The sequence below is a fragment of the Levilactobacillus angrenensis genome (assembly GCF_003946085.1).
GTDB lineage: Bacteria > Bacillota > Bacilli > Lactobacillales > Lactobacillaceae > Levilactobacillus > Levilactobacillus angrenensis.
The window spans coordinates 71,808-95,897 of the sequence record NZ_RHOB01000008.1 but is presented as its reverse complement, the minus strand read 5'-3'; the positions used below and the strand labels follow the sequence as shown (position 1 = coordinate 95,897).

Below are 24,090 nucleotides of genomic sequence, written 5' to 3'. Positions count from 1 at the left end.
TATGGAGGGAATTTATCATGACTACAAAACAATCTGCAACTATTACCGTTGATGGGGGTTACGCCCCCGCTGAAATCGTCCTGAAGCAAGGCATCCCCGCCGAACTGACCTTTACCCGGGTCAACGACGCTGGCTGTTTGGACCAAGTGCATTCGCCAGCACTCGGATTTAACCGTGACCTGCCCCTTAACCAACCGCAAACCGTCACCATTGACACTAGTCAGGCCGGCGAGTTTTCGTTTAGCTGCGGCATGGACATGTTCTCTGGAAAGGTGGTCGTCCAACCATGAGTATCAAAAATCGTTTTGTCTTCTCGCTAGTCGTCTCCCTACCAATGCTCGTCGAGATGTTTACCAAACCCTTTGGCCTGATGCTCCCGGGCGGCGCTTGGACCATGTTCTTGCTGGCAACCGCTGTGATGGCGGTCTCCGCTGGTCCCTTCATCCAAAGTGCCTGGGCCGCCTTTCGTCATCACCACGCCAACATGGACACGCTGGTCGCCATCGGTACCATCACGGCCTACCTATACAGCTTCTACGCCATGCTAGCTGGCAAGGCGGTCTTCTTTGAAAGTGCTGCTTTCGTGGTCACCTTCATCTTGCTAGGCCAATATTTCGAAGAGAAAATGAAACATTCTGCTTCCGGCGCTGTCAGTAAGTTAGTCGACCTCCAGGCTAAGGACGCCGAGGTCCAACGTGACGGTCAATGGACCCAGGTACCACTAGCACAAGTTGTCGTCAACGACATCATTCGTGTTCGCCCCGGCCAAAAGATTGCGGTCGACGGGGTCATCGTTGACGGGACTTCGACCATCGACGAATCCATGGTCACTGGCGAAAGCATGCCCGTCACCAAGCAAGCCGGCGACAAGGTCATCGGGGCCACCATGAACAATACCGGGACCTTCACGTTCAAAGCCAGCAAGGTCGGCAACGACACGCTGTTGTCGCAAATCGTGGAAATGGTCAAGAAGGCTCAGACCAGTCACGCGCCCATCCAAAAAACGGTGGACAAGGTCGCTGACATTTTCGTTCCGGCCGTCCTGATTGCCGCCATTGCCACCTTTACCGTGTGGTACGTTTTCTTAGATGCACCGCTCGTTAGTGCACTGCTCTTTGCCGTTTCCGTCGTCATCATCGCCTGCCCATGTGCCTTGGGCATCGCCACCCCCACAGCTTTAATGGTGGGCACTGGTCGGAGCGCTAAGATGGGTATTTTGATCAAGAACGGTGAAGTCCTCGAGGCCGCTAACCGCGTGAAGACGGTGGTCTTTGATAAGACTGGAACCATTACGGCCGGCCATCCCCAAGTGACCGACATCGTGGGCGATGCTTCCCAGGTCCTGCACGTCGCCGCCAACTTGGAAGTCGCTTCCGAACATCCGCTAGCCACTGCCATTTTAGACAAGGCGAAGGCCGAAAACATTTCAGTGACCGCCGCCCAGAATTTCCAAGCCATTGAAGGCAAAGGTGTCCGGGCCACGGTTGACGGCCAACCAGCCTTTATCGGTAACGACAAGTTGATGGCAGACTACCAATTAGATGCCACCTTAAGCACCCAAATGGCCCAACTACAAGCCGAAGCCAAGACCGTCGTACTGGTCGGTGTCTTGGACCGCATCATCGGGTTGATTGCCATCCAAGATGCGCCTAAGGCCAGCTCAGCTGCGGCCATCGCTGCTTTGAAACACCGCGGCTTACGAACCGTCATGTTGACGGGGGATAATCAACGCGTCGCGCAAGCCATCGCGGATGAAGTCGGCATCGATACGGTCATCGCCGACGTCTTGCCTGGTGATAAGGCCGATCACGTCAAGCAACTACAAGCCGATGGCCCCGTAGCCTTCGTGGGCGACGGCATCAACGACGCCCCAGCCTTGACGACTGCTGACGTTGGGATTGCCATGGGGTCCGGGACGGATATCGCCATTGAATCTGGCGGCATCGTCCTGGTCAAGAACGACTTGATGGACGTGGTCCGGGCGCTGGAACTCAGTCAAAAGACTTTCAGTCGGATCAAGCTCAACCTGTTTTGGGCCTTCATTTACAACACTTTGGGCATCCCCGTGGCCGCCGGTATCTTCGTAGTCTTTGGCCTATCACTCAGTCCTGAACTGGCCGGCCTTGGCATGGCGCTCAGTTCACTGTCCGTGGTCGCCAGCTCATTGTTGCTGAACAAGTCCAAATTAACATCAACACCCGCCACCTCATCCGTGGCCTAGGAGGAATCACACATGTCAGAAAAATTTTGGAGTAAGAGCACCTGGCTGACTGCACTGGTCGCCGCCATTTACGTGGTGGTAGCCACCGGCGTCGGGGCGCTGATTGTGGGACATTAAGCTAAAACTAAAAGAAATAGGCGCCCGGGAAATTTTCCTGGACGCCTGTTTCTTTTAGTTTTGTGCTAAGGCTGCCACGATATCTGGTTCCACCTTCTCCGGCTTGGTCACCGGCGCATAACGGTCGATCAACTGACCGTCGCGGCCAATCAGAAACTTGGTGAAGTTCCACTTGATTCGGCCGTGGCCCGCGGTTTCCTTGAGGTAAGTGAACAGCGGATCTTCATCGTCGCCGTTGACGACCACCCGCTGAGTCATGGGGAAGGTCACGCCGTAATGCATTTGGCAAAAGTCATTGGCCTCTTCATCCGTGGCCAATTCCTGGTGGAACTGGTTGGACGGCAAGCCCAAGACCTCAAAGCCCTGGTCGTGATATTTTTTATACAAAGCCTCGACACCTGCCAGTTGCGGCGCCAGGCCACACTTGCTGGCGGTATTGACGATCAATAAGACCTTGCCTTGATAGTCCTTGAAGTCAATCGATTGCCCACTCATTTCCGTTTCCGTAAAATCGTAAATCGTTGCCATAAAACCGCATCCCTTCTGGTCAAGTGCTTGTACAAATTCGAATCTTATTAGTTGTATACAAGTTAATCATACACCAGTTGAGTGCCGGATGCCCTTAACTTGCGGGGCTATTTTTGATAAATGGCGCGCAAACTCTTGAGGTCGGCGGCGGACAGCTGCGTTTTTCCCCGGTCGATGGGTGTCATGACTGAGGTCTTGTCCGAACTGTGATCCAAGCCCAACGCGTGCCCCAGCTCGTGGACGGCGACGGATTTTTTAAAAGCTTGGGGATAGGTCGCGTTGAGCTTGGCGGTGGCGGTATTGGTGGTCAAGATGCCGCGCCAGCTGATACGTTGCGTAATCTGCGGACCGCCGTGACCGTACTCGACGGTCGTCTGGCCCTTGGGCTCGCGTTTATGATAGATACCAAACGTCACCCGGTTGGTTTCCGAACTGCCCGTCCCCGCCACCAACTGGACGATGCCCGTTTGATTGTAAGTGTCGATGGCGTAATCAAAGGCTTGGTGGGCTTTTGTCGGCGTGTTGGGCGCAAAGCGATAGTAGTACTTTTTCTGCAACAAAAGTCCCTGCATGGCCTCTTCGACCGGCGTATCATCGGCCCCGGTCTGGGTGGTGGCGTCCTTGAGATTGCGCAAAATATAGCCACTCGACTGATAATTGCCGGCACGCTGACTCGCCGCCGTTTCCGAGCGACCAGTGACCGTAGCCCAAATGGCCGCCCGGTAGTATTGAAACTGCGTGGACAACGGCTGCCAGTTGACCCAAACAAAAATGGCGATACCCAAAATCATGGCAAGTAACAAGCGTCTGACAATTTTCACAGCGTGACCTTCCCTCTCTTTGCCGCAACAATGTTTTAATTAAGTTGATTTTAGGCTATCTAGTTGTGGGCCGCAACTACTTTGCCTTGGTGGGGATTAAAGATCTTGTACATAGTGTTCCTCCTTACGCAATTGTACCGTCAGTGTACCACCCCCTCAGCACTGAGAATGCCCAGACGTCTTACAAATTTCATCATAAAACGGGCGTGAGTCAGCCTTTTCGCTGAACCCACGCCCGTCAGTCTTTCAATTTAATTTTCAGTAACTACTCGTGCGCGTCGTCCGACTAAGCCTAAAAAGCTCAGCAGCATTCCCGCGCACAGAATTGACACGTACCACGGTAGCGTTTCAATCGCACCATTGTGCAGCCAGCTCATCCCATAGGTGAAGCCGCTAACGAGTAAATAATACCCCAGGCTGAACCACCCACTGGCACTGCCCATCACGTCTTCGTAGCCGACCAATGCCCGATTCAAGGCGTTGGGTAGCGTCACGTTTAAGCCCAGGAAGGTCAGAAAAATGGTGACCAACATGGCTCCAGCGCTCTGAACATAAGCCGCGATGACCAAGCTGCCACTCGCTACCACGCTAAAGAGCAAACCACCAAGTGCCACTTGCTCTGGCGTCACCCAATGCAATAGCCAGTTGACCATCACGGCGCCTAACAGACTGGCGCTGGCCAAGATTAAGCCCAGCCACCCGTATTGCACGGCCGAATAGCCAAAATGGGTCATGAAGATGAATGGTGCTTCGGCGTAATAACTAAACAAGACGCCATTGATTCCGCCAATTAACAAGCCGTAACCCCAAACCACCCGATCGGTCAACAGTCGCCGAATCACGGCAATTTGGTTGACCGGGGTGGTTGCCACGGTCGTTGGCTGCGTTTCCGGTAACCGACTGAGCGCGTATAAGCCCACGGCAACGGCCATCGCAACTAGCGTACCGAACACACTGCGGTAGCCAAAATAAGTCTGCATCACACCACCAATCAGCGGTCCCAATGCCGGCGCTAAAGCCATGGCGGCACTGGTTCGTGCGAAGACCCGCGCCCCGTTGAGACCACTAAAGCTTTCACGCATGATGGTCTGGGTCACCACGGACCCCGCACTGGCGCCGAGCGCTTGGACTAGACGACTCACCAAGAGCCAACTGAAGTTAGGGCTCAAGTACAAACCGATATTGCCTAACAAATAGACTCCTATGCCTGCCAACATCGCTGGACGGCGGCCCCATTTATCAGCCAACTGGCCCCAAATCAGGACGCCAATGGCAAAGGCAATGAAGTAACTGCTCATCGTCAACTGCGCCTGGTTGGCACTCACACGCATGGCGCGTTGCAGTTGTGGCAGAACTGGGGTAAAAATAGATTCGCTGATCTGGGGGAACCCCACCAGCGTAATGATCAGTCCCAATGACGGGACCGTTTGACGGACGTTTTTCACAAATTTTCTCCTTTAAAAGTTAATCTAGGGAAAAACGTCCTTGCCCGTTTGCGGGGACACACGCCATTAAGCTATTCAGTTCCATGGGTTGTCACCCCTCTCGTTTAAAGTCCTTTAACCATACGGGATTCGACAATCGTTGTCAACTCAAAAAAAGCCAGGACCGCAGTCCCAGCTCTGATTTACAAAACAAATTCATGAATCGCATCCGCCACGCCAGACTCAAAGTCATGCGGCGTCACGAACTTAGCGACCTGCTTGACCTCGGGAATCCCGTTGGCAACGGCGACCGGCATGCCCACCTTAGTCAGCATCCCCAGGTCATTGGCGTTATCCCCGATGGCCATAATCTCATCGGCCCCGACGCCTAGCTGCCGCCCCAAATCCAGAATCGCCGTTCCCTTATCCACCCCGGCATGGTTGACTTCCATGTAGATCCCGGAAGAATAGGTACAGTTAATCTGGTCAAACGCCGCGGTAATCGCGTCATACACGGCCCGGCGCACAGTCAGATCCGGATTCATCACGATGACCTTCATAATTCGGTCGTCAGCGAATTGGTCAAACGACCCCGTCATCTCGTCAAAGGTCACGCCCCGCGTCTTCAAGTAGGCCATGTCGTCCACCCGCGGCCGATAAATGTACAGATGGTCCAGCGTATAGACGTGGATGTCGACATCGAATTGTGTCATGATTTCAAAGACCCGCTTCGCTTCGGCAAAGGGCATTTGATTGCTAACGATCACGCGGTTGTCTTGGTTCTCCACGACCACGCCACCGTTGTATGACACGACGTATTCTCCCGGCTGCTGGTACAGATGCAGCTTCTTCAACAGTTCCTGCACAGTCAAAAAACTCCGCCCCGTATTGGGGACAAACTTGACACCGCGGGCCGAAGCCGCCGCAATGGCATCGATATTGGCCTGAGAAATGCTGCCATCCATCCGCAATAGCGTTTCGTCTAAGTCGCTGGTAATAATCTTGTACAAGCTGATTCGCTCCCTCGTTGGTTTAGACCCAGTGTACCATGGTGTAGACCAATTTGGGAAGGGGGACTGAACACGTTGCTACTTTTTTACTTCAAATACAATTTCTGCAGCTTCGTCCGGTCCGTCTTCGTTAGGCCCAGCCCCTTTTGCAGGTACTTGTCCACGGAACCATACTTCTTGTTGATGGCAGAGAAAGCCGCGTTCAGATAGGACTTCTTCACGGTCATCATGTCTGTCATCAGCTTGATGGTCGCCGCATCAGCGCCCTTGTCCTTCAACTGCTTAATGGCCGCTTGGTTGCTGGCCGCCAGGTACTTGTTGGATAAGAGGTAATCGCTCATGACCGTCTTGCGATTGACGCCCAAAGCAGACAGCACTAACGCTGTCCCGATCCCAGTGCGGTCCTTACCAGCGGTACAATGCCACAACACGGCTTGACCCTTAGGATTCTTCAAAAGCACCTTGAACAGCTGCTTGTAGGCCTTCTTCCCCTGAGCACTCGTGACCATGGCCTTGTAGCCGTCTTCCATGATCTTCACGCCGTCCTTACTGGTCATGGAGAACTGCTGTGAGACGTCCTTGACGACGGGATCAAACTTATAGGTCACCCCAGAAATCTTCACGTCTGGTGCCTTAGCCGCTTCGGCCTTGGACCGCAAATCAATATCGGTCCGCACGTGGTAAACCTGTTTGAGCTTTTTCGCATCAGCCTTCGTCAGCTTGTTCAGTGCCGCCGCCCGCAATAAAACGTGGGCTTTGACGGTCTTGCCCGTCTTAGTCCGGTAACCACCCAAGTCGCGAACGTTATCGGCGCCCTGCAGCTTGATCTGCTTTCCTGCCTGAGTCGTTGTTGCGTGAGTCGCTGCTTGAACCGGTGTCACAATCGTTTGCGTGCCGATTCCTAACGTCATGATGAGTGCGCCCAATGACAGGCCTAAGCGTAATTTAGATTTCAATGGAATTGCCTCCTAGAATTTTAGTTCTCAACTAGGATAGCAGGCCCGTGTAGCATTTTGATATTGGTTGTGTAAAACTTTTGTAGACGTCACATAATCATATTTATAATGATGCCCGGTAACCAAGACAGCCTAACGCTCCTGTCCACCAATCAATTTCCCAACAAACAACGACACCCCCTCTCGTTATTTGTGATACCATGAACTTAGAATCTACAAGGAGGTAATTTGATGACAGCGCGTTTACAAAACAAGACGGCATTGATTACGGGTGGTGCCGGGGGAATCGGCATCGGCATCGCCAAATGTTACTTACGGGAAGGAGCCCGAGTCATCCTCTCCGACTTACAGGAAAGCGACGGCGAACGCGCCTTGATTCGCGACCACGACACCGCGAGTTTCGTCTCACTCGACGTCACCGACGAGGCTGCTTGGCAAGCCACGATTGGCCACATCGTCGAACAATTTGGGCAGCTCGACATTTTAGTCAACTGCGCGGGCATTTTGCCGGAAATGAAGCCCCTTGACGAAATTACGCTGGCCGAATGGCAACGGGTCATTGACATTAATTTGACCGGGAACTTCTTAGGCATGAAGCACGCCATCAAGGCTATGAAGCAGTCTGGCGGGTCAATCATCGACATTTCTTCGATTGCCGGCATGGTCGCCAGCCCGCTCATCTCGTCTTACTCGGCATCTAAAGGCGGCACGCGCATGCTGACCAAGGCCGCCGCCATTGACGCGACGACCAAGGGCTACAACATCCGGGTCAACTCGGTCCACCCCGGTGTCATCAACACGCCGATGACCAGTGGTCCCAACGACCAGGTCGCCCAAGTCTCGGCCGCTATCCCGATGAAACGTGTCGGCCAACCACAAGATATTGGCGAAATCTGCGTCTACTTGGGGTCAGATGAATCCAACTACGTGACCGGGTCTGAATTCACGGTCGACGGTGGGTACACGGCGGTTTAAGCTCACTATTAGGAGGAAATTTCATGACAGTTGTTAGAAGCAAGCAACCGTTCTGCCCGTTCCGGAGAACATTAACAGTCCGTTTGAGCAATACGAAGTCTATGCTGGTCGCGATGGGGCAATTGTCTTTTTACCTAAAAAACCTAATCCCTTTACAGATGAACGTTTTATTCAAGCGCATCAAAGCGCACTAACTGATCACGATTTTTTTCCAACGTCATAATGGCTTAAAAATTTTACAGCAAAGGGGCCTGCGAACAATTCGCGGGCCCCTTTCGTCATACCTATTTCAATAAATACCGCGCATCCAACTCATGGTCAAACGACGTCAAAATCTTCGGACCATCATCGGTGATCACAATCGTGTGTTCATACTGGCAGCTCCAACTGCCGTCAACCGTCCGAATCGTCCAGCCATCTTCGGCGGGCACGCTGCACTCATAGCTACCGACGTTGATCATGGGTTCGATGGTAATCGTCATCCCCGCCTTTAACCGTGTACCATGACCGGCGCGGCCGTAATGCGGCACATCGGGGTCCTCGTGCATCGTCGGTCCAATGCCGTGGCCGATGTAGTCGCGCACCACGCCATAACCCAATTGATTTTCCGCGTAGTCCTGAATGGCAAAACCAATATCGCCGATCCGGTTGCCCACTACGGCTTGGTCGATTCCCTTGTAAAGCGCCTTAAGCGTGACGTCCATCAACGTCTGCGTTTCGGCCGACGGGGTGCCCGCAACAAAGGCGTGGCAGGCATCACTGAGGTAGCCGTGATAGTCGATGACCGTGTCCATTTTGACTAGGTCGCCGTCGCGCAACACGATTGCCTTGCTGGGGCAACCGTGGCAGATCATGTCATTGACGCTGACACAGGTCGAGTACTTGTAGCCTTCAAAATTTAATTCACCCGGGGTAGCCCCGTGGCCCACGATGTATTCGTAGGAAAAATGGTCGATGTCCCAGGTCGTGATGCCAGGTTTAATGTAGTCTTCGAGTTCATGGAAGAGGCCGACGAGGATATCTCCCGCCGCCTGCATGCCGTCAATCTCGCGTTGCGATTTCAATGCAATCATGGTGTTTTCTCCTGATGTTTGGTTATTTCTTTAGTATACCCTAAGCCCAGCGAAATGAAACGGGAAAGTTCAACCGGACAAGCCAAATTTCTGGTGACCGCAATACCAATGTTGGCAACGTTTTCAGAACATTTTCAACCTGAAATCACTGGCGCATCGTGCTATAATCAAAACCGCTTAGACAAAAAATCCGATTTTATATAAAAAAATATAAGGAGGTATTCTTGACTCATGTCATTAACCAAACTTGAGCGGCGCGACTACCTGATTGGCTTTGCGTTTGTTCTACTGATGGTCGCCGCGGCGACTATCCTCGGGGACTACGAAATCATTCTCCCCGAAATTGGCGCACTGACGGCCGGCACCTGGATCTACCATAATAGCAGTTGGATCGCGCAACCATTTAAAATCTTCCTGGCACCGTCTGGGACCGCTGTGATTGGCTTTCTGGTCAACCAACTGAACATCACTTACGCTGAGAAGGTCTATCTGACCTTGATTTTAATCCTATTGTTACTCAGCGTGCTGCGCTCGACCCTCGCCCCCTCATTTGCCACTGGTCTGCTGCCTATCATCATCAACGCCACGCACTGGTCCTTTATCCTGGCGATTCTGATCTTCACGTTGACCCTGACCGTCGGCGTCTTGCTCCAGGGCCATTACCGCGGTAAACCTGCGGGCCAACCACTCCACGTCTCTCACATGCTGGGCTTCACGTTGGTCGCTTCCGTCTGGGTCGCCGCCGTTTGGCTCGCCGGCTTCCCACAAATGGCGGGGATTCCCCCGGTCCTGGTGGTTTTCTTTGAGGTCTCGCAGTTGCCCGACTACCCAGGCAAACTGGCCATTCGCCAAATCATCGCGCTGGCCGGTGCCGCCACGTTGGGCGTGCTGATCCACACCCTCCTGGCATCCTGGTTACTGACCACGTTACTGGCATTGCCGCTGGTCTTCGTGCTCCTGCAACTCTTGCGCATCAAGTTGCCCGCGGCCTACGCCTTTCCACTTTTGGCATTGGTCTTACCCGCCAACATGTTCCACACATTGCCGATTGCTGCGAGTCTGGCCGCCTGCTTCTTTTTAGGGACCGTCTTTGTTTTCCGCAAGGTCTTGGCGTACCAACGCGGACTCGCTTCGGAAAATAACGGTTAAGCTGATTTTTAAAAATTTTCATGCGCTAAATCCCATGATACCAAGGTCGGCAGTCGTCGGCCTTTTTGTTTTACATAGATTTTACACAACTGAGACAGCCTCTTTACGTCGGTCTGATAAGCTAGAAATTACTGCTACTTACAAAGGGGAATTTCTTGTGTTAGACATTATTAAAGCCGTTATTCTCGGCATCATTGAGGGTGTCACGGAGTTTTTGCCGATCAGTTCCACAGGCCACCTGTACTTGGCCGACGAATTCATCAAGCTTAACGAGCCGACCGCTTTCATTAATATGTTCATGGTCGTCATCCAGCTGGGCGCCATTCTGGCCGTGTTAGTTCTGTACTTTAACAAACTCAATCCATGGGCCACCACGAAATCCATTCGCGAACGCCGCCAAACCTGGTCACTGTGGATCAAGGTCGTCGTCGCCGTTTTACCGGCTATCATCGTCGGCCTACCGCTCAACGACTGGATGGATGCCCACCTGACCAGTTGGCCGGTCATCGCCACGACCTTGATTCTATACGGGATGCTCTTTATTGTAATTGAAAATTACAACCGGACCAAAACGCCACGCTTCACCGATCTCAATACCCTTCCCTTCAAGCTAGCCATCCTGATTGGCTGCTTCCAGGTTCTAGCGATGGTCCCGGGTACCTCGCGCTCGGGCGCAACGATTCTGGGGGCAATCTTACTAGGAACTTCCCGCTACGTGGCCACTGAATTTTCCTTTTTTCTGGCTATTCCGACCATGTTCGGCGCCTCTTCGCTCAAGGTCTTAAAATACCTGATCCACGGCAATTCCTTTACTTATACCCAAGTCATCATCTTGTTAACCGGCGTTATCGTCTCCTACATCGTGGCCTATTTAGCCATTAAATTTCTGCTCAGCTACATCCGCAACAATGATTTCAAGCTCTTCGGCTGGTATCGTATTGCGCTGGGGATCGTAGTCATCGGCTATTTTGGTTGGCAACAACTCTTTTCATGACCTGCTAACCAATCCGCCTATTCACTATTGAAATATTTACTTAAATCCGCTGCCATTCCCTCTACCAAGCGGTTTTAATGCACCCCAATAAGGATTAATACCCCAAATAACGTCATATAACTTTACCTCCTTGTGACGGCCTTTTAATTGCGTAGTAACATGACTGCAACATTCATCGCGTATGCTACTAGGTAGAGATTAACAAACGAGGAAGAGTGTTTAAAAAATATGACTAAATTTAAAATCAAATTAGCTTCAATCTTACTAATTTTCGGTATCTCCTTTGGGATGATTACCAACGTCGCCACCAGTTTTAATGCGGAACCAACTGTGACTGCAGAAGCTGCAACGTTATCTGCTAGCCAAAAGAAGAAAATCGCCAAGATCAACTCTGGCTTATCTAAGAAGCAAAAGGCTGCTAAGAAGTGGATTGCTTACCGTGAATCCCGCTACAGCTACACCGCACGTAACGGTAACTGTTATGGTCGTTACCAATTACTGAAGTCTTATTTGCATGGCAACTTATCTGCTGTCAACCAAGAAAAGACCGCCAACAAGTACGTGGCTGGTCGTTATGGGACTTGGACCAAAGCGAAGTCCTTCTGGCAACATCACCACTGGTACTAAAACACAATTGAATTTAGCCATAACCACCTGAGTGTAGACTGCGCTTAGGTGGTTTTTTTGATGGGCACTAAAGGTGTTGCGTCGCGTCGTTTCCCAATCTTTGCCCCCTTTACGCCAGCACGCCCGACCGCTACACTAAGGTTATCCATTTTTTCAGGAGGTATGACATGTCAAGACTAACTAAATGGCTGGTCGGTCTCGTTGGCCTACTGCTGATTGGCGGACTGATTGCAGTCGTGGCAACGTCGCACCACCAGTCCCCTAGCCCAACCACTCAGTCAGCGGCAACGCACCCGTCGCACCACCAGTCTACCAAACTGACGACCAACGACTTGGCTCACCATCCCAAGCTCGCCTACAGTGCCATCATTTACTATGCCATCAAAGAACCCAAGCTCCAGCGCTGGCAGGAGGTCAACGATTTTCAGGCGGGCTGGCAGGTCGAACACTATGCGACTAAGCACCCCACGCGCTACTTGGTCTGGCCGAATCAGCATGTAACGACGGCAGATAAAAATCTCGCCCCCAACTGGTTTTCTTTACAAGGCGACCGGGTCACCTATGACAGCATGATCGTCCATTCATTCCGCCAGGACCAAACGGCCACGACCACGCTTAGCAAAATCGTCAAGCGAATCAATGCCCAGCACGCGGCGCAAAAGGTACGGCAGATGCCGGCGAAGATGTCTGTCTTGAATCACCAATAGCCTTAGGCCGAAAGATAAAAATCAGCTAGAAGTCTTATCACCGCGCGACTCATGACGTAAAAAAATAGTCGTTTACAGCTTCATAGTTCGAACTGGCCGCCTACCGTCCGCCAACTATGGGTTGGAACGCGGTGGGCGGACCGGACCGAGCCTGAGAAACGGTCTCGGCCTCGCTTTGAGCCGAAAGTCACGTCTCAAAGACGCCAGTTTCCTAAGCGGCGTGACCCATGCCACTAAGGGAACTCCCACGGCTGAACCCATATTTGGCGGACTCTCGGCTACAAGTGTGCGTGCTAGTAATAGTTGGCTTAGCCCCAGTTAGCGGTTGATCTAACAACTAGTCTTTAACTAACGCCGTCTTGCTGACTATCACCAATCCGTCGGAGGCAGCCAGAGGTGGAGCCAGCTGTGTCGACGGTGTTGGCTGAGGCCTTTTCTCAGCCTACAGCGTGGGGCGACTTTGAAGACTGGCGGATTTTGCCAGTCTTCAAAGCGAACCGGAAGACCGTTTCTCAGGCTGGAGGTGTCCCCCATAGCAGGCGGAATCTCTGGCTGACGCAGGCCCTGGTTTCGCTAATTTTGGTGGACAGAACACTGTCATTTCTGGAACTACCGCGTTATTACTACTTTCAACCTTTAGCCCCGTAATTAAAGAAGGTGGCTGTCACCAGAAATATTCCGGTAACAGCCACCTTTTAATGCATCATCTTACTTACTTCTGCCGCGTAATCAGCCCTTCAGTCCCCACATCGATCAACGCTTCGATACGGTCCAATAGCATCAACAGCCAGCCAAATGCCAGCACGAACGCGACCATTTCAAACGCAGTGAGCGAGAAGTAGCCGATGACTTGGAACAAGACGGCGGCCACAACTAAGGCTGCGCCAATCCCGTATGACAGGTATAAGAAATCCCGGGTCACCTGCGGCAGTAACCAGCGGACACCAACAATCAGCGCGATAATCAAGTAGACCAGGAATACAGATACTTGGTCATGTAGCGCATGGGAGCTAATGTTATTGGGAAAGACGCCGACTAATCCCAAATCCAGCGCCGTCAACGTGAGCAATCCCCGTAGTATCAGCAATCTCCGGCTTTGCAGGAGCGATTCCTGTAGCCGCACGAATAGGTAGTCGATCAGAGCAATCATCAACAGCGCCGAGAAAATCAAGGTCGCGTTGAACTGCCACCCACTCGACGCCCCGCTTGTCCCCAGGAAGCTCAGGTTGTGCTGCCACCAATATTTCTGATTGTTCACGGCCATTGCGATGATGACCCCACTGATAATCACGAGAATCAGCACCGTTGACAGCACCCCGGCATCGACCACCAAGGCAAAATAAATCATGACGGCGTTAGTCACCACGCTAAACGCAAATAAAATGATACTAGCCGTGATGAGGTCAAAGCGGGCGCCCTTGAACAGCATCCCCAGCAGCCACATGCTCCCAGTCAACACGAGCCCCAAGATCAGCGCAAATGACAGCACAATCACGGGAAAGTTTCGCCAGTAAACGTTTTGGCTGAAATGATTCTCCGGATCATGGCGCCCGTGGATGAAGAAGCCGGCAAACAAGGCCGTACCCATCACCACCCCCAACACGATAATAGCCGTGGCCAAAGAATAGTCCCCCACTAACTTGATGGTCCGCAGCCGTTGTTGCAGGCTGTAAAGATAAAAGGACAGGCTCACGAATAGTGCGGTCAGGACTGGCCACAACAGGACTTTATTTTGAAATAATTGCTGGCGGGGTTCCTCAAGTTGCACGACTAACCGATTGCGTTTTACGACCAGTTTGACCGGCGTCTCCGGCTTCAACTGTAGCTGTTCACCAATCTCCGCGGGGATATTTAATTGAAAATCTTTCTCACGCATGTTTTCCTCCGTTACCTCATGTGACACAATGAATTCCATTATAACATGTTCCCCCGCTTAATTAGTGGTTAAATCAACTCAGCACAAAAAAGGCCGCAGCACCTAGGCTCCGACCAATTTGACGCTATCGATTTAATCATCAGCGTGGACATCAAATGCCCCTAACAACATGTCCTGAACGCCCGGTGCATCCGGATCATGCCGTCCCTCACCCGTATCCAGTGCGGCCAACTGCTGCATCTCCGCATCGGTCAACGTGAAATCAAAGATGGCTAAATTACTCTTGATCCGCGCAGCGTGGACGGACTTGGGCAAAACGACTACGCCCAATTGGTTTTCAAACCGCAAAATGATTTGGCCCACGTCCTTGCCATACTTGGCAGCTAAAGCCGTCACTACTGGATTTTGCAGTAAGTTTTGATTCCCTTGACCCAGAGGTGCCCAGGCTTCCAGCTTCACGTCATCACTCGCCATCAGGTCGCGCAATGGTCGCTGCTGGAAGGTTGGGTTGAACTCGACTTGGTTGACGGCAGGCTTGACGGCAAAGTCCGGTACAAATTTCTGCCAAATCTTAGGCGTCATGTTGGAGACGCCAATCGACTTGAGCTTGCCGGCCTGTTGGGCTTCCGTCATCGCTCGCCAAGCTCCGGGTACGTCGCCGTAGGGTTGGTGAATCAAATACAGGTCCAAGTAATCCAAACCCAACTTGGTCAGTGACGTGTCAATGGCCCGCTTGGCTGCTTCGTAACCGTAATCTTGTAGCCACAACTTGCTGGTGACCCAGATTTGGTCGCGGGCAATGTCGCTAGCGGCAATGGCCTGGCCGACCTCGGCTTCGTTGAAGTAGGCCACAGCCGTGTCGATATGCCGGTAGCCGGCATTTAAGGCCGCCGTCACGGCCTGTTTGGTAGACCCATCGCTGGGAATTTGGAAGGTCCCGAAACCAATGGCCGGGATATCATTACCATCATTTAAATGAATCGTTGGTTGATTAGTCATCTCATTACTCCTTTAATTGTTGCAAACTTGACCCAAAAATCTGTTCAATCGTTACTGGGTCGCGATGGTCAAAGAACTGGCTGGTCCGTTGGTCTAAACTGGCAATCGTCTGCATGTCGGCGGCCGTCAATTCAAAATCAAAGACATCGATATTCTCTTGCATCCGTTCGGGATGAACCGACTTGGGAATCACGGTAATGCCGCGTTGTAGCAGCCAACGCAAGATAACTTGACCAACCGTCTTGTGATGAGCTTGCGCAATCGCCTGCAGCGTTGGGTTGGTGAAGATGGCTTGCTTGCCTTCCGCAAACGGGGCCCAAGCTTCAACGCGGACCCCCTCGCCCTGGTTAAACGCCACTTCAGCGGGCTGTTGATACCACGGATTGACTTCAATCTGGTTTACGACCGGTTGGACTGGCATAGTCAATTCCAAATTTTTCAGCTGGTCGGCGTAAAAATTAGAGACGCCAATCGCCCGAATTTTACCTGCTTGGTAAGCTTCAGATAAAGCTCGCCAAGCGCCCATGGTGTCGCCATAAGGTTGGTGCAAGAGGTACAGGTCCAAGTAATCCAGGCCCAAGCGTTTCAGCGAAGCATCAATGCCTTGTTTGGCGCGGTCGTACGTGAAGTCGGAGACCCACAACTTGGACGTGATAAACAGGTCCTCGCGGGGGATGCTACTCTTATGAATCGCGCGGCCCACGGCTTCTTCATTGTTGTAGGCCGTGGCCGTATCAATCATCCGGTAGCCAGCCTGTAGTGCAGCGGTCACGGCCGCTTCACATGCCGCTAGGTCGGGAATCTGGAAAACACCGAAGCCGAGTTGTGGCATCGTGACGCCATTACTTAACTTAACTGTTGGGACTTCAACCATTTGAATCACCTTTCCTTTTCATGCAATGGCTCTACTATACGACCGCATCCCGCACTTGAAAATTACCAATTAGTCATGCTAGTATACGGGTAACGTATACTTGAAAGGAGTCTGTCCCTTGCTCAGCAATTACCTACTTGAAGAACTCGTGACGTTCGCCCGCTGTGGCACGCTGGCCCAAACGGCGGCTGCCTTGCACGTCACGCAACCGACCATCACTCGGGGGATGCAAAAATTAGAAACGGAACTGGGGGTCCAGCTCTTCATCCGCCAACCCAATCGCCTCAGCCTGACCCCCACCGGCGAACTGGCTGCTCGTGAGGCTGAACATTTACTACAGGCCACCGACCAAGCCGTCCAGCGCATTCAAAATTTTGACCGTAACCAGCAAATACTCCCGGTCACGGCTACCTTGCCTGGCGTCCTCATCGTCCTAGATGCCTTACGCGACCGGCTACCCAGCAACGTTCACTGGCCAACCCACGCCCTGACGACCGACCCGCTCCAGGCTCTAATCACGCGCGCCGCTGTCCTGGCCTTCACCAATACACCACTAGTGGACCCGGCCATTACCACCCAATCCGTCGGTACAGAACGGTTGGCCGTCAACCTCAACCAGTTCATGAGCCAGGCCAATCAGCCCAGTGTCACGTTTGACCAGCTCAAGAACCTGAGCTTCGTGGTCCTCGATGACATTGGCCCGTGGCGTGCCATCATCCAGCAACATATCCCGGGAGCCAAGTTTTTCTATCAAGAGGAACGTGGCGCTCTGGCCGCCATTACGCAGTTCTCGGACTTTCCTTACTTCAGTACCAACATCACCCCGCTGGACCCGACGCCTACCCAGCCCCCGACCGATGACAACCGCCGGCGACTGCCCATCACGGACGCTGCCGCACAAATGCCGGTCTACGCCAACTATCTCAGCAGTGATGCCGCTCGCGTTCATCCCGTGATTGCCCAGGTCACAGCCATTTGGCCCCAGTGACGCGTCTTTTCAATTGTTGGTAACGATTTGAAAGGGTACTTACTTTACTTTCATTTTGCAAACGCTTAGAATTCATTTAGACATGTTTAGGAGGTCACAATCTTGAAAACAACGATGTTTATGAAACCTGGTCAAGTCCAGATTGAAGATATTGACAAACCAACCATTCAGGCACCCGACGACGTCATCATTCACGTGGTGCGGACCTGCGTGTGTGGGTCTGACCTGTGGGCTTACCGCGGATTAGAAGACAAGGCAGCTCACTCTGAAAACAGTGGTCACGAAGCCATCGGAATCGTCGAAGAAGTCGGCAGCGACATCACGACCGTCCAACCGGGCGACTTCGTGATTGCGCCATTCACCCACGGCTGTGGGCACTGCGCTGCTTGCCGGGCCGGATTTGAAGGCGATTGCCAGAACCACACCGACAATTTCAGTAACGGTGTGCAAGCCGAATACATCCGGTTCCAACACGGCGAATGGGCCCTGGTCAAGATTCCTGGCCAACCTCAGGATTACAGCGAAGCCATGTTGAAGTCTTTGTTGACCTTGGCTGACGTCATGGCCACCGGCTACCACGCCGCTCGGGTCGCTAACGTTTCTGCCGGTGACACGGTGGTCGTCGTGGGTGACGGCGCCGTGGGCCTGTGCGGAGTCATCGCAGCGCAAATGCGCGGTGCCAAGCGGATCATCGCGATGAGTCGTCACGAAGACCGGCAAAAGTTAGCCACCGAATTTGGTGCCACCGACATCATCGCCGAACGGGGCGACGAAGCCGTGGCCAAGGTAATGGCTTTGACCAACAATGCCGGTGCCGATGCCGTTCTGGAATGTGTCGGTACGGAACAATCCAACGACACGGCCATGAAGGTTGCCCGGCCAGGCGCCATTGTCGGTCGGGTCGGTCTGCCTCATGAACCTAAGATGGATATGAGCGAATCCTTCTACAGCAACACCATCATCGCTGGTGGGCCCGCTTCCGTTACCACCTACGACAAGCAAGTCTTGTTGAAGGCAGTCTTAGACGGCGACATTCACCCTGGTAAGGTCTTCACGAAGTCCTTCAAACTGGATGAAATTGACGACGCTTACCAAGCCATGACCAAGCGTGAAGCCATCAAGTCATTGATCGTGGTAGATTAAGAACTAAAATGAATAGATTAAAGGACGCCCAGCTGGCGAATTTGGCTAGCTGGACGTCCTTTTCGGTTAATATCTTCTATTCTACTTAACTTTACTTCAAGACTGCAAAGCCGCCGGTCCAGCCAATCTTTTCCTTGGCTGCCAAGGTCATCTGCAGGAAGCCAAAGCTCTCTAATTCACGAGCGCGCTTCAGGGCACCGGCATCGACGAAGGCCACGCCACTATCAGTCAAAGCGTCAGCCAGTTCTTGCTTGGCGGCGTCATCGTCTCCGGCGGCCATCACCGTCGTTTGGGCTTGGTCACTGACCTTGCGACTTTGCAAAGTAGCGGCAAAGGTCGTGTTGAAGGCTTTAACGACTTTAGAATCTGGCAACAGTGCAGCGATTTGGGCAGCCGCAGAACTGTCAGCGGGAACGACCAATTCGTCCCAAGTGTCAAAGTTCAGTGGGTTCGTGATGTCCACGACCACCTTGCCTGCTAATGCGGCTTGGTTAGCCTTGGCAATGCTCAAGGCTGCGTTGTAAGGCACCGCTAAAACAACGATGCTGCCTAAATTTTCGACTGGGTCACCAGAATCAATGAAACTGACCTGATTGCCGCCCTGCTGGAAAACGTCACCGATTGCTTGACCCATGTTACCTTTACCAAAAATTGTGATTGCTGCCATAATGCAGACCCCCTGTGTTTAATATATTTTTGTATTATTTTTAAGTACACTTTTAAGATACGTCATGCGACGGCTAAAGTCAATTCGTTTGCTTAAAAACTTTGTGTTCGTTCAAAATAATCGGTTTATTCGCTGATTAATCAACCGGGTCGCTTTTTCGTGTATTTTTTGATAAACTGTTAGTTAATATAATACAGAAATTAACTTAGGAGGCCATCATCATGGCAAATACCCAATTCAGTGATACCATCCATGTGCTGGTCTACATTGCCTACTTTAAGGGCAACAAGATGACCAGTCAAGAAATTGCCAGCAGCCTGGAAACTTCACCCAGCTTGATTCGTAAAATCATGGCTAATCTGAAACGCCACCAGCTGCTCGCCCCCACTCACGGTCCGACCCAACTGGCCTTAGCCCGGGACCCGGCCGACATTACCCTCAGAGATATCTATGCAATTTTGCCCGGGCAGCCACCACTGTTCAATGTGGACACCCACACCTCGCAAAACTGCCCGGTCGGCCGCGCCGTACCGCAAGTGTTGACGACTTACTACCAGGAAATTCAGGCAGCCGCCGAAGCCAAGATGGCTAAAATCACGCTGCAGGATCTGCTCAACGACGTCACGCTCTTGCAACGACTGACTTAATTTTAGTCGCCAAAGGTTGCAGCTAGAAACATTGTCACCACGCGGCTCATGGTGTAAAAACTAGTTGGTTACAGCATCCTAGTGAGAACTAGCCGCCTACCGCCCGCCAACTATGGGGTGGAAAGCGGTGGGCGGACCGAGCCTGAGGGATGGTCTCGGCCTCGCTTTGAGCCGGAAATCCACGTCTCTGGCCTCATAACCGAAACATGCGCCAACAGGCAGTTGATTTAGCAACTAGTCTTGAACTAACACAATATTGCTGATAATCGCCACTCTTCGCCGGAGGTGTTCCCCATAGCAGGCGAAACCCTGGCTGACGCAGGCCTCTGGTTTCGCTAGTTTTAGAGGACTATCTTCAATTTGGGACCGATAGCTACCACTCCATAAACCATCAACCAAGGCGACCAATTCCGACTCACACGAATTGGCCGCCTATTTGTATTGCCCCTGCCACAGTCGCAACGAAATTCTTTAGATTACCAGAGAAACGCACCCCATCTTTAGCAGTTAGTATATGCCATGTTCAAAGCCCCGCTTTTTTATATCACCCGTTGACAAGGTACTGCTACTATATAGTTGTCAACGGAGTAGATAAAGAATTTGCCAACTGAACTTGGTTTCGGTGGCTGACTTTTTAAGCTACTTGCGGCCAACGCCCAACCGCGCTGGTCACCCGTTATGCGACTGTCACCAAACTAAAGTTTACGCTTTGCTTCGTTCCTAGCTCATTGGCAAACGGATTGGGGGAGAATCTTATGCGAATTACAAAGAAATTATTAGGTGAACTCAGCAGTACCATTGCGATTGCGGCGGCTATTTTAGCCTTTAGTCCCGTTACCGCGGGGGCTTCAGGCCCTGGGACCGCGTCCAGTAACTTGACCAACGTTTCCAGCGGGTACGTGGCTGACAGTACTGGTAACGCCGAAGCCACGTCGAACGCTGAATTCACGGTCACGCCTGGCGCTTTGACCTTGAATCAAGTGCCTAACATCGTGCTGGAAAATACCAGCGTTAAGTCGATTGCTTCTGGCAACGCCGAGCTGACGGTCACGAACAATGCACCAACAGCCGGCACGGCCTACGATGGGAATAACACCGGGACCTTGAACGTCACCGACTACCGGGGCAACAGCGCTGGCTGGTCTTTGACTGTTGGACTGGGGCCCTTCACTTCCGGTAAATCAACGGTAACTGAAGCGGCTTTGACCTTGGATCAAACGACCGGGACGTTGGATAACACCGCGACCGCCGTACCAAGCAGCATCAAGTTAACACAATCGACTGTCGCTAATGGCTGGATCAGCAATCCACAATTGTTGTGGAACGCTGCAGCTGGCACTGGCCAAGGGAGCAACACCGCAACCACGGCACCTACCAGCAACTTACAGATCACGAAGCAATCTGACATTGCGGCCGGCACTTACGATGCAACCCTCTACTGGGCTTTGCAAAATGCCCCAGCAGCGACAACACCAGCCTCATAATCGATTGACTAGCGTATCGGGTTACCGAACGAAAAGGTAGACCCCCCGTCGCTCACGCCTAACTCCCACCACCCCACGTGGCGGACGTCAGGCGTGACGGTCCGGACTGCCTTTTCCTTCGGTTTACCCAATATCCACAAGTGAAATATATTTCATTGCTAACTGATTACGTCACTCATTCAATTTACTAGTGGACCATCGCTGAATTCCGCAAAGGTGGGGCTAAGTATGAAATTAAAACGCATCTCCGGCTGGCTACTAGCCGGCATCCTGTTGATGGGTATCCTGGCTGGGGTGACGCCGGTCACTGCGGCTAAGATTCCCGCCAATTTCGCGGCGACACCGTTATTGCCCAAGAACCAAGTGTCAGCTAAAGCGGGGTATTTCGATTTACAAGTCACTCCCGGGGCTACACAAGTCCTGAAGTTAGCGGTGACCAATCCTAGTGGCCGGCCGCGCACCTTGCAAGTCATCCCCGTCAACGCGACCACCGCCGACTCCGGTCACGCTGTGTACATTCCGACCGACCGGCCCGCCGATGCGTCGGCGCAAACCACTTTTACCAAGATGACGTCGGGTGCCGTGACCGTTTCACTGGCGGCGCACCAAGGCAAGACCGTCACCTTTCACACGCAGATTCCAGCAGGCGGCTTCACCGGTACAGTGCTGGGCGGCTTGTTCGTAACGGACCGCAACGCCACGCGGTCCAGCACGGAAAACGGCGACACTTCCGACTTCCGGATCAATAACCGCTACGCCGAGGTCACCGCGGTGGCGCTTCAATGCCGGCCCCAGCAAAAATTGCGAACGAATTTAAAATTAGCCGCGGTCGGGCTGCATCAGCCGAACAACCAACCCATAGCATTTGCCCGCATCCGCAACCTGACGCCCGCCCTATTTGGCGACCTCACCGTTACCGCGCGGGTCATTCAAGACAGTACGGGCAAGCAGATTGCGACCCAGACACTACGCGACGGTTCGATGGCCCCGAACAGCTGGTTTGACGACAATATCAGCCTGGGCAATCAACCATTAGCAGCCGGCCAATACACGCTCAAGTTACATTTAACCAGCGGCCAACGCGCCTGGAACTTCAGTGGGAATTTCACGCTGACCCGACGCCAGACCGCGCAACACAATTCTCTAATCAAGTCTGACACCCAGCCCAACTACTGGTGGGTTTGGTTACTGCTCCTATTATTCGCTATCCTACTAGCCATCGGTGCTTACTGGTTCGGCAAACGCCGACGGGACGCAGATGACGATGACACGGAAAATGACAATTAAGTTTGGAGGCAGTGGACATGGAAGTTTGGCAACAAATCAAACGACTAGGTGTCAGCCTGTTCGTCTTGCTTGTCGGCTTAAGTGTCGGCATCTCCGCACACGCTGCCACCAGTGCGCCACAGCCACCGACCTCGCCACCAACGACGATTATGGGGATTAACCTGGCCGGGGGTTTCACGCAGGAGCCAATCGACTCCAACCACATTTCCGGTGATACCGTGACGCTCTCCGCCAAGGGGACCCGGAATATTTTGGAAACACTGACCAACCCTTTAGGTAGTCGGAAATACGTCTGGTGGGAATCCACTGATGGCGGTACGACTTACAACAAGGTTGGCTCAAACAGTACGACTTATACGTTTACCGCGCCCAGTGTTACCAGTCCGACGCAGTTACAATTTCAATGTGAATACGATTTTACTGGGATCGGTTTGTTCTACAATGAATGGTCACGAATCGCGACCGTCACCATTACACCGGCACGGGTACCCACAACGGATATCCAAGTCACCAGTGCCAGTCCCGGCATCTACAACGGCGCATCGACCACGGTTAGTGCAACCTTGACGCCAAGCACAGCGACCGACCCCATCACCTGGACCAGCAGTAATCCGTCGCTGGCTTCCGTCGATGAATACGGGAACGTCACGGCGACTGACGCCTCTAGCAGTACATCTGGGACCGCTAACGACCACGGTATCGTTACCATCACCGGGACCAGTAACGGCCACAGCGATTCCGTCAAGATCATGGTCGGGGCCTTACAAAATGTTACGGTCAACGAAGGAAGTGACGCCACCTTCACGCTGAAAGATTTGCCAGAGGGCATGACCGTTGCCAACTGGTATCGCGTTCAAGACGGTGACGTCACCGCGCTGAATTCGACCAGTACCAGCTACACCGTGTCGAAGACTTCCGTCGGCGGCGACAACGGAACGTCATATTACGCCACGCTGAACTACACGGTCAATGGCAGTACCAAATCGGTCAACACCAACTCCGCCCTGCTCACCGTCAACAAGAGCGGTTTGCTAGCGTTAACCGCGGTACCCAACTTCAACTTCGGCGCTGTCGACGTTGGCACGCTGATCGACAACGATGCCGCGTTGGAAAACACAGACACCACTACCAGCGGCAGTGCTTACGATGGCAACAATAACGGTGAACTGTCCGTCATGGATAGTCGAACGACCGGTGGCGACTGGACGTTAACAGCCAGTCTTGCCCCCTTTACCTTAAGTGATGGCACTGATGGTCACCTGGGCACAGCGACACTTGATCTGTACGACCCAACTTCACGGTTGGACGAAAATATTCCTGACACGTCGACAGCCACCAAGATCTACACGTCCAGTGACTACGACGGCCAAAACTTCGACGTCACTGACAGCAGTTTGGACCTGACGGCAGACCCAGAAATTGCGGCCGGCGATTACCAGAGCGTTGTGACTTGGACCTTGTCCGTGGCACCTAGTTGATCTTACGAGATTGGGACGGAGGTGTCCCCCATAGCAGGCGGAATT

General features: G+C 52.7%; 23 protein-coding genes. 13 read left to right on the top strand and 10 right to left on the bottom strand.

The annotated features are described in order from the left end of the window. Positions 1-17: 17 nt before the first annotated feature. Positions 18-290, top strand: a complete 273-nt coding sequence (locus tag EKM83_RS06380; protein ID WP_125575796.1) for a cupredoxin domain-containing protein — start codon at positions 18-20, stop codon at positions 288-290. Next, entirely contained in the window at positions 287-2,221 is a 1,935-nt protein-coding gene (locus EKM83_RS06375; protein WP_125575795.1) for a copper-translocating P-type ATPase, read from the top strand. Before EKM83_RS06380 ends, EKM83_RS06375 begins: the two co-directional genes overlap by 4 nt. Positions 2,222-2,392: 171 nt before the next feature. Here EKM83_RS06375 and EKM83_RS06370 read toward each other — a convergent pair whose 3' ends face one another. From EKM83_RS06370 to EKM83_RS06350, 5 genes are all read right to left on the bottom strand, one after another. Then, entirely contained in the window at positions 2,393-2,866 is a 474-nt protein-coding gene (locus tag EKM83_RS06370; RefSeq protein ID WP_125575794.1) for a glutathione peroxidase, read from the bottom strand. 107 nt (positions 2,867-2,973) lie between these two features. After that, a complete protein-coding gene (locus tag EKM83_RS06365) occupies positions 2,974-3,687 on the bottom strand; it encodes a matrixin family metalloprotease (protein ID WP_125575793.1) in 714 nt (237 codons plus the stop codon). A gap of 251 nt (positions 3,688-3,938) precedes the next feature. Then, on the bottom strand, positions 3,939-5,132 hold the full coding sequence (locus tag EKM83_RS06360; RefSeq protein WP_125575792.1) for a multidrug effflux MFS transporter: 1,194 nt from the start codon (positions 5,130-5,132) through the stop codon (positions 3,939-3,941). Positions 5,133-5,314: 182 nt separating this feature from the next. Beyond that, on the bottom strand, positions 5,315-6,121 hold the full coding sequence (locus EKM83_RS06355; protein WP_125575791.1) for a Cof-type HAD-IIB family hydrolase: 807 nt from the start codon (positions 6,119-6,121) through the stop codon (positions 5,315-5,317). Between the two features lie 86 nt (positions 6,122-6,207). After that, entirely contained in the window at positions 6,208-7,077 is an 870-nt protein-coding gene (locus EKM83_RS06350) for a tyrosine-protein phosphatase (RefSeq protein ID WP_125575790.1), read from the bottom strand. 231 nt (positions 7,078-7,308) lie between these two features. On the opposite strand from EKM83_RS06350, the gene EKM83_RS06345 reads away from it, so the two are divergent. Then, positions 7,309-8,052: a glucose 1-dehydrogenase gene (locus tag EKM83_RS06345; RefSeq protein WP_125575789.1), complete on the top strand. Its 744-nt coding sequence runs from the start codon at positions 7,309-7,311 to the stop codon at positions 8,050-8,052. Between the two features lie 284 nt (positions 8,053-8,336). On the opposite strand, the gene map is transcribed toward EKM83_RS06345, so the two are convergent. Beyond that, complete coding sequence (map, locus tag EKM83_RS06340) at positions 8,337-9,125, bottom strand: type I methionyl aminopeptidase (RefSeq protein WP_125575788.1); 789 nt, start codon at positions 9,123-9,125, stop codon at positions 8,337-8,339. Positions 9,126-9,356: 231 nt separating this feature from the next. Here map and EKM83_RS06335 point away from each other — a divergent pair, with 231 nt between their 5' ends. The 4 genes from EKM83_RS06335 (at position 9,357) to EKM83_RS06320 (ending at position 12,602) form a co-directional block, all read left to right on the top strand. Then, positions 9,357-10,274, top strand: coding sequence for a hypothetical protein (locus EKM83_RS06335; protein WP_125575787.1), 918 nt, complete (start codon positions 9,357-9,359; stop codon positions 10,272-10,274). Positions 10,275-10,431: 157 nt separating this feature from the next. Further along, positions 10,432-11,268, top strand: a complete 837-nt coding sequence (locus tag EKM83_RS06330; RefSeq protein ID WP_125575786.1) for an undecaprenyl-diphosphate phosphatase — start codon at positions 10,432-10,434, stop codon at positions 11,266-11,268. 228 nt (positions 11,269-11,496) lie between these two features. Further along, complete coding sequence (locus EKM83_RS06325; protein WP_125575785.1) at positions 11,497-11,895, top strand: aggregation-promoting factor C-terminal-like domain-containing protein; 399 nt, start codon at positions 11,497-11,499, stop codon at positions 11,893-11,895. Positions 11,896-12,062: 167 nt separating this feature from the next. Beyond that, on the top strand, positions 12,063-12,602 hold the full coding sequence (locus EKM83_RS06320; protein ID WP_125575784.1) for a hypothetical protein: 540 nt from the start codon (positions 12,063-12,065) through the stop codon (positions 12,600-12,602). Positions 12,603-13,314: 712 nt separating this feature from the next. On the opposite strand, the gene EKM83_RS06315 is transcribed toward EKM83_RS06320, so the two are convergent. The 3 genes from EKM83_RS06315 to EKM83_RS06305 form a co-directional block, all read right to left on the bottom strand. Then, positions 13,315-14,478 carry a DUF998 domain-containing protein gene (locus tag EKM83_RS06315; RefSeq protein WP_125575783.1) on the bottom strand — a complete coding sequence of 388 codons (1,164 nt, stop codon included), beginning with the start codon at positions 14,476-14,478 and terminating at the stop codon, positions 13,315-13,317. A 132-nt stretch (positions 14,479-14,610) separates the two neighbouring features. Then, a complete protein-coding gene (locus tag EKM83_RS06310; protein ID WP_125575782.1) occupies positions 14,611-15,477 on the bottom strand; it encodes an aldo/keto reductase in 867 nt (288 codons plus the stop codon). Between the two features lie 4 nt (positions 15,478-15,481). Then, the gene (locus EKM83_RS06305; RefSeq protein ID WP_125575781.1) at positions 15,482-16,351 is read right to left on the bottom strand and encodes an aldo/keto reductase; all 870 of its coding nucleotides are present in this window, start codon (positions 16,349-16,351) and stop codon (positions 15,482-15,484) included. A gap of 118 nt (positions 16,352-16,469) precedes the next feature. On the opposite strand from EKM83_RS06305, the gene EKM83_RS06300 reads away from it, so the two are divergent. Then, positions 16,470-17,339, top strand: coding sequence for a LysR family transcriptional regulator (locus EKM83_RS06300; RefSeq protein WP_125575780.1), 870 nt, complete (start codon positions 16,470-16,472; stop codon positions 17,337-17,339). Positions 17,340-17,441: 102 nt separating this feature from the next. Further along, the gene (locus EKM83_RS06295) at positions 17,442-18,482 is read left to right on the top strand and encodes a zinc-binding dehydrogenase (RefSeq protein ID WP_125575779.1); all 1,041 of its coding nucleotides are present in this window, start codon (positions 17,442-17,444) and stop codon (positions 18,480-18,482) included. A gap of 91 nt (positions 18,483-18,573) precedes the next feature. Here the strand turns inward: EKM83_RS06295 and EKM83_RS06290 are convergent, their stop codons facing one another. Next, the gene (locus EKM83_RS06290) at positions 18,574-19,149 is read right to left on the bottom strand and encodes an NADPH-dependent F420 reductase (protein WP_125575778.1); all 576 of its coding nucleotides are present in this window, start codon (positions 19,147-19,149) and stop codon (positions 18,574-18,576) included. Between the two features lie 221 nt (positions 19,150-19,370). Here EKM83_RS06290 and EKM83_RS06285 point away from each other — a divergent pair, with 221 nt between their 5' ends. The 4 genes from EKM83_RS06285 (at position 19,371) to EKM83_RS06270 (ending at position 24,045) form a co-directional block, all read left to right on the top strand. Further along, positions 19,371-19,796 (top strand): Rrf2 family transcriptional regulator, encoded by a 426-nt coding sequence (locus EKM83_RS06285; protein WP_125575777.1) that lies wholly within the window; start codon positions 19,371-19,373, stop codon positions 19,794-19,796. Positions 19,797-20,551: 755 nt separating this feature from the next. Then, the gene (locus tag EKM83_RS06280) at positions 20,552-21,280 is read left to right on the top strand and encodes a WxL domain-containing protein (protein ID WP_125575776.1); all 729 of its coding nucleotides are present in this window, start codon (positions 20,552-20,554) and stop codon (positions 21,278-21,280) included. 228 nt (positions 21,281-21,508) lie between these two features. Then, positions 21,509-22,567 (top strand): DUF916 and DUF3324 domain-containing protein, encoded by a 1,059-nt coding sequence (locus EKM83_RS06275; RefSeq protein ID WP_125575775.1) that lies wholly within the window; start codon positions 21,509-21,511, stop codon positions 22,565-22,567. 17 nt (positions 22,568-22,584) lie between these two features. Beyond that, a complete protein-coding gene (locus EKM83_RS06270; RefSeq protein WP_125575774.1) occupies positions 22,585-24,045 on the top strand; it encodes an Ig-like domain-containing protein in 1,461 nt (486 codons plus the stop codon). The last annotated feature ends 45 nt before the right edge of the window (positions 24,046-24,090 follow it).

Excerpts from the sequence above, each read along its gene's own strand:
- EKM83_RS06280 (WP_125575776.1), top strand. The coding sequence starts at position 20,552 with ATGCGAATTACAAAGAAATTATTAGGTGAACTCAGCAGTACCATTGCG.
- EKM83_RS06370 (WP_125575794.1), bottom strand. The coding sequence starts at position 2,866 with ATGGCAACGATTTACGATTTTACGGAAACGGAAATGAGTGGGCAATCG.
- EKM83_RS06325 (WP_125575785.1), top strand. The coding sequence starts at position 11,497 with ATGACTAAATTTAAAATCAAATTAGCTTCAATCTTACTAATTTTCGGT.
- EKM83_RS06305 (WP_125575781.1), bottom strand. The coding sequence starts at position 16,351 with ATGGTTGAAGTCCCAACAGTTAAGTTAAGTAATGGCGTCACGATGCCA.
- EKM83_RS06275 (WP_125575775.1), top strand. The coding sequence starts at position 21,509 with ATGAAATTAAAACGCATCTCCGGCTGGCTACTAGCCGGCATCCTGTTG.
- EKM83_RS06345 (WP_125575789.1), top strand. The coding sequence starts at position 7,309 with ATGACAGCGCGTTTACAAAACAAGACGGCATTGATTACGGGTGGTGCC.
- EKM83_RS06285 (WP_125575777.1), top strand. The coding sequence starts at position 19,371 with ATGGCAAATACCCAATTCAGTGATACCATCCATGTGCTGGTCTACATT.
- EKM83_RS06320 (WP_125575784.1), top strand. The coding sequence starts at position 12,063 with ATGTCAAGACTAACTAAATGGCTGGTCGGTCTCGTTGGCCTACTGCTG.
- map (WP_125575788.1), bottom strand. The coding sequence starts at position 9,125 with ATGATTGCATTGAAATCGCAACGCGAGATTGACGGCATGCAGGCGGCG.
- EKM83_RS06315 (WP_125575783.1), bottom strand. The coding sequence starts at position 14,478 with ATGCGTGAGAAAGATTTTCAATTAAATATCCCCGCGGAGATTGGTGAA.
- EKM83_RS06290 (WP_125575778.1), bottom strand. The coding sequence starts at position 19,149 with ATGGCAGCAATCACAATTTTTGGTAAAGGTAACATGGGTCAAGCAATC.
- EKM83_RS06335 (WP_125575787.1), top strand. The coding sequence starts at position 9,357 with ATGTCATTAACCAAACTTGAGCGGCGCGACTACCTGATTGGCTTTGCG.
- EKM83_RS06375 (WP_125575795.1), top strand. The coding sequence starts at position 287 with ATGAGTATCAAAAATCGTTTTGTCTTCTCGCTAGTCGTCTCCCTACCA.
- EKM83_RS06380 (WP_125575796.1), top strand. The coding sequence starts at position 18 with ATGACTACAAAACAATCTGCAACTATTACCGTTGATGGGGGTTACGCC.
- EKM83_RS06270 (WP_125575774.1), top strand. The coding sequence starts at position 22,585 with ATGGAAGTTTGGCAACAAATCAAACGACTAGGTGTCAGCCTGTTCGTC.
- EKM83_RS06310 (WP_125575782.1), bottom strand. The coding sequence starts at position 15,477 with ATGACTAATCAACCAACGATTCATTTAAATGATGGTAATGATATCCCG.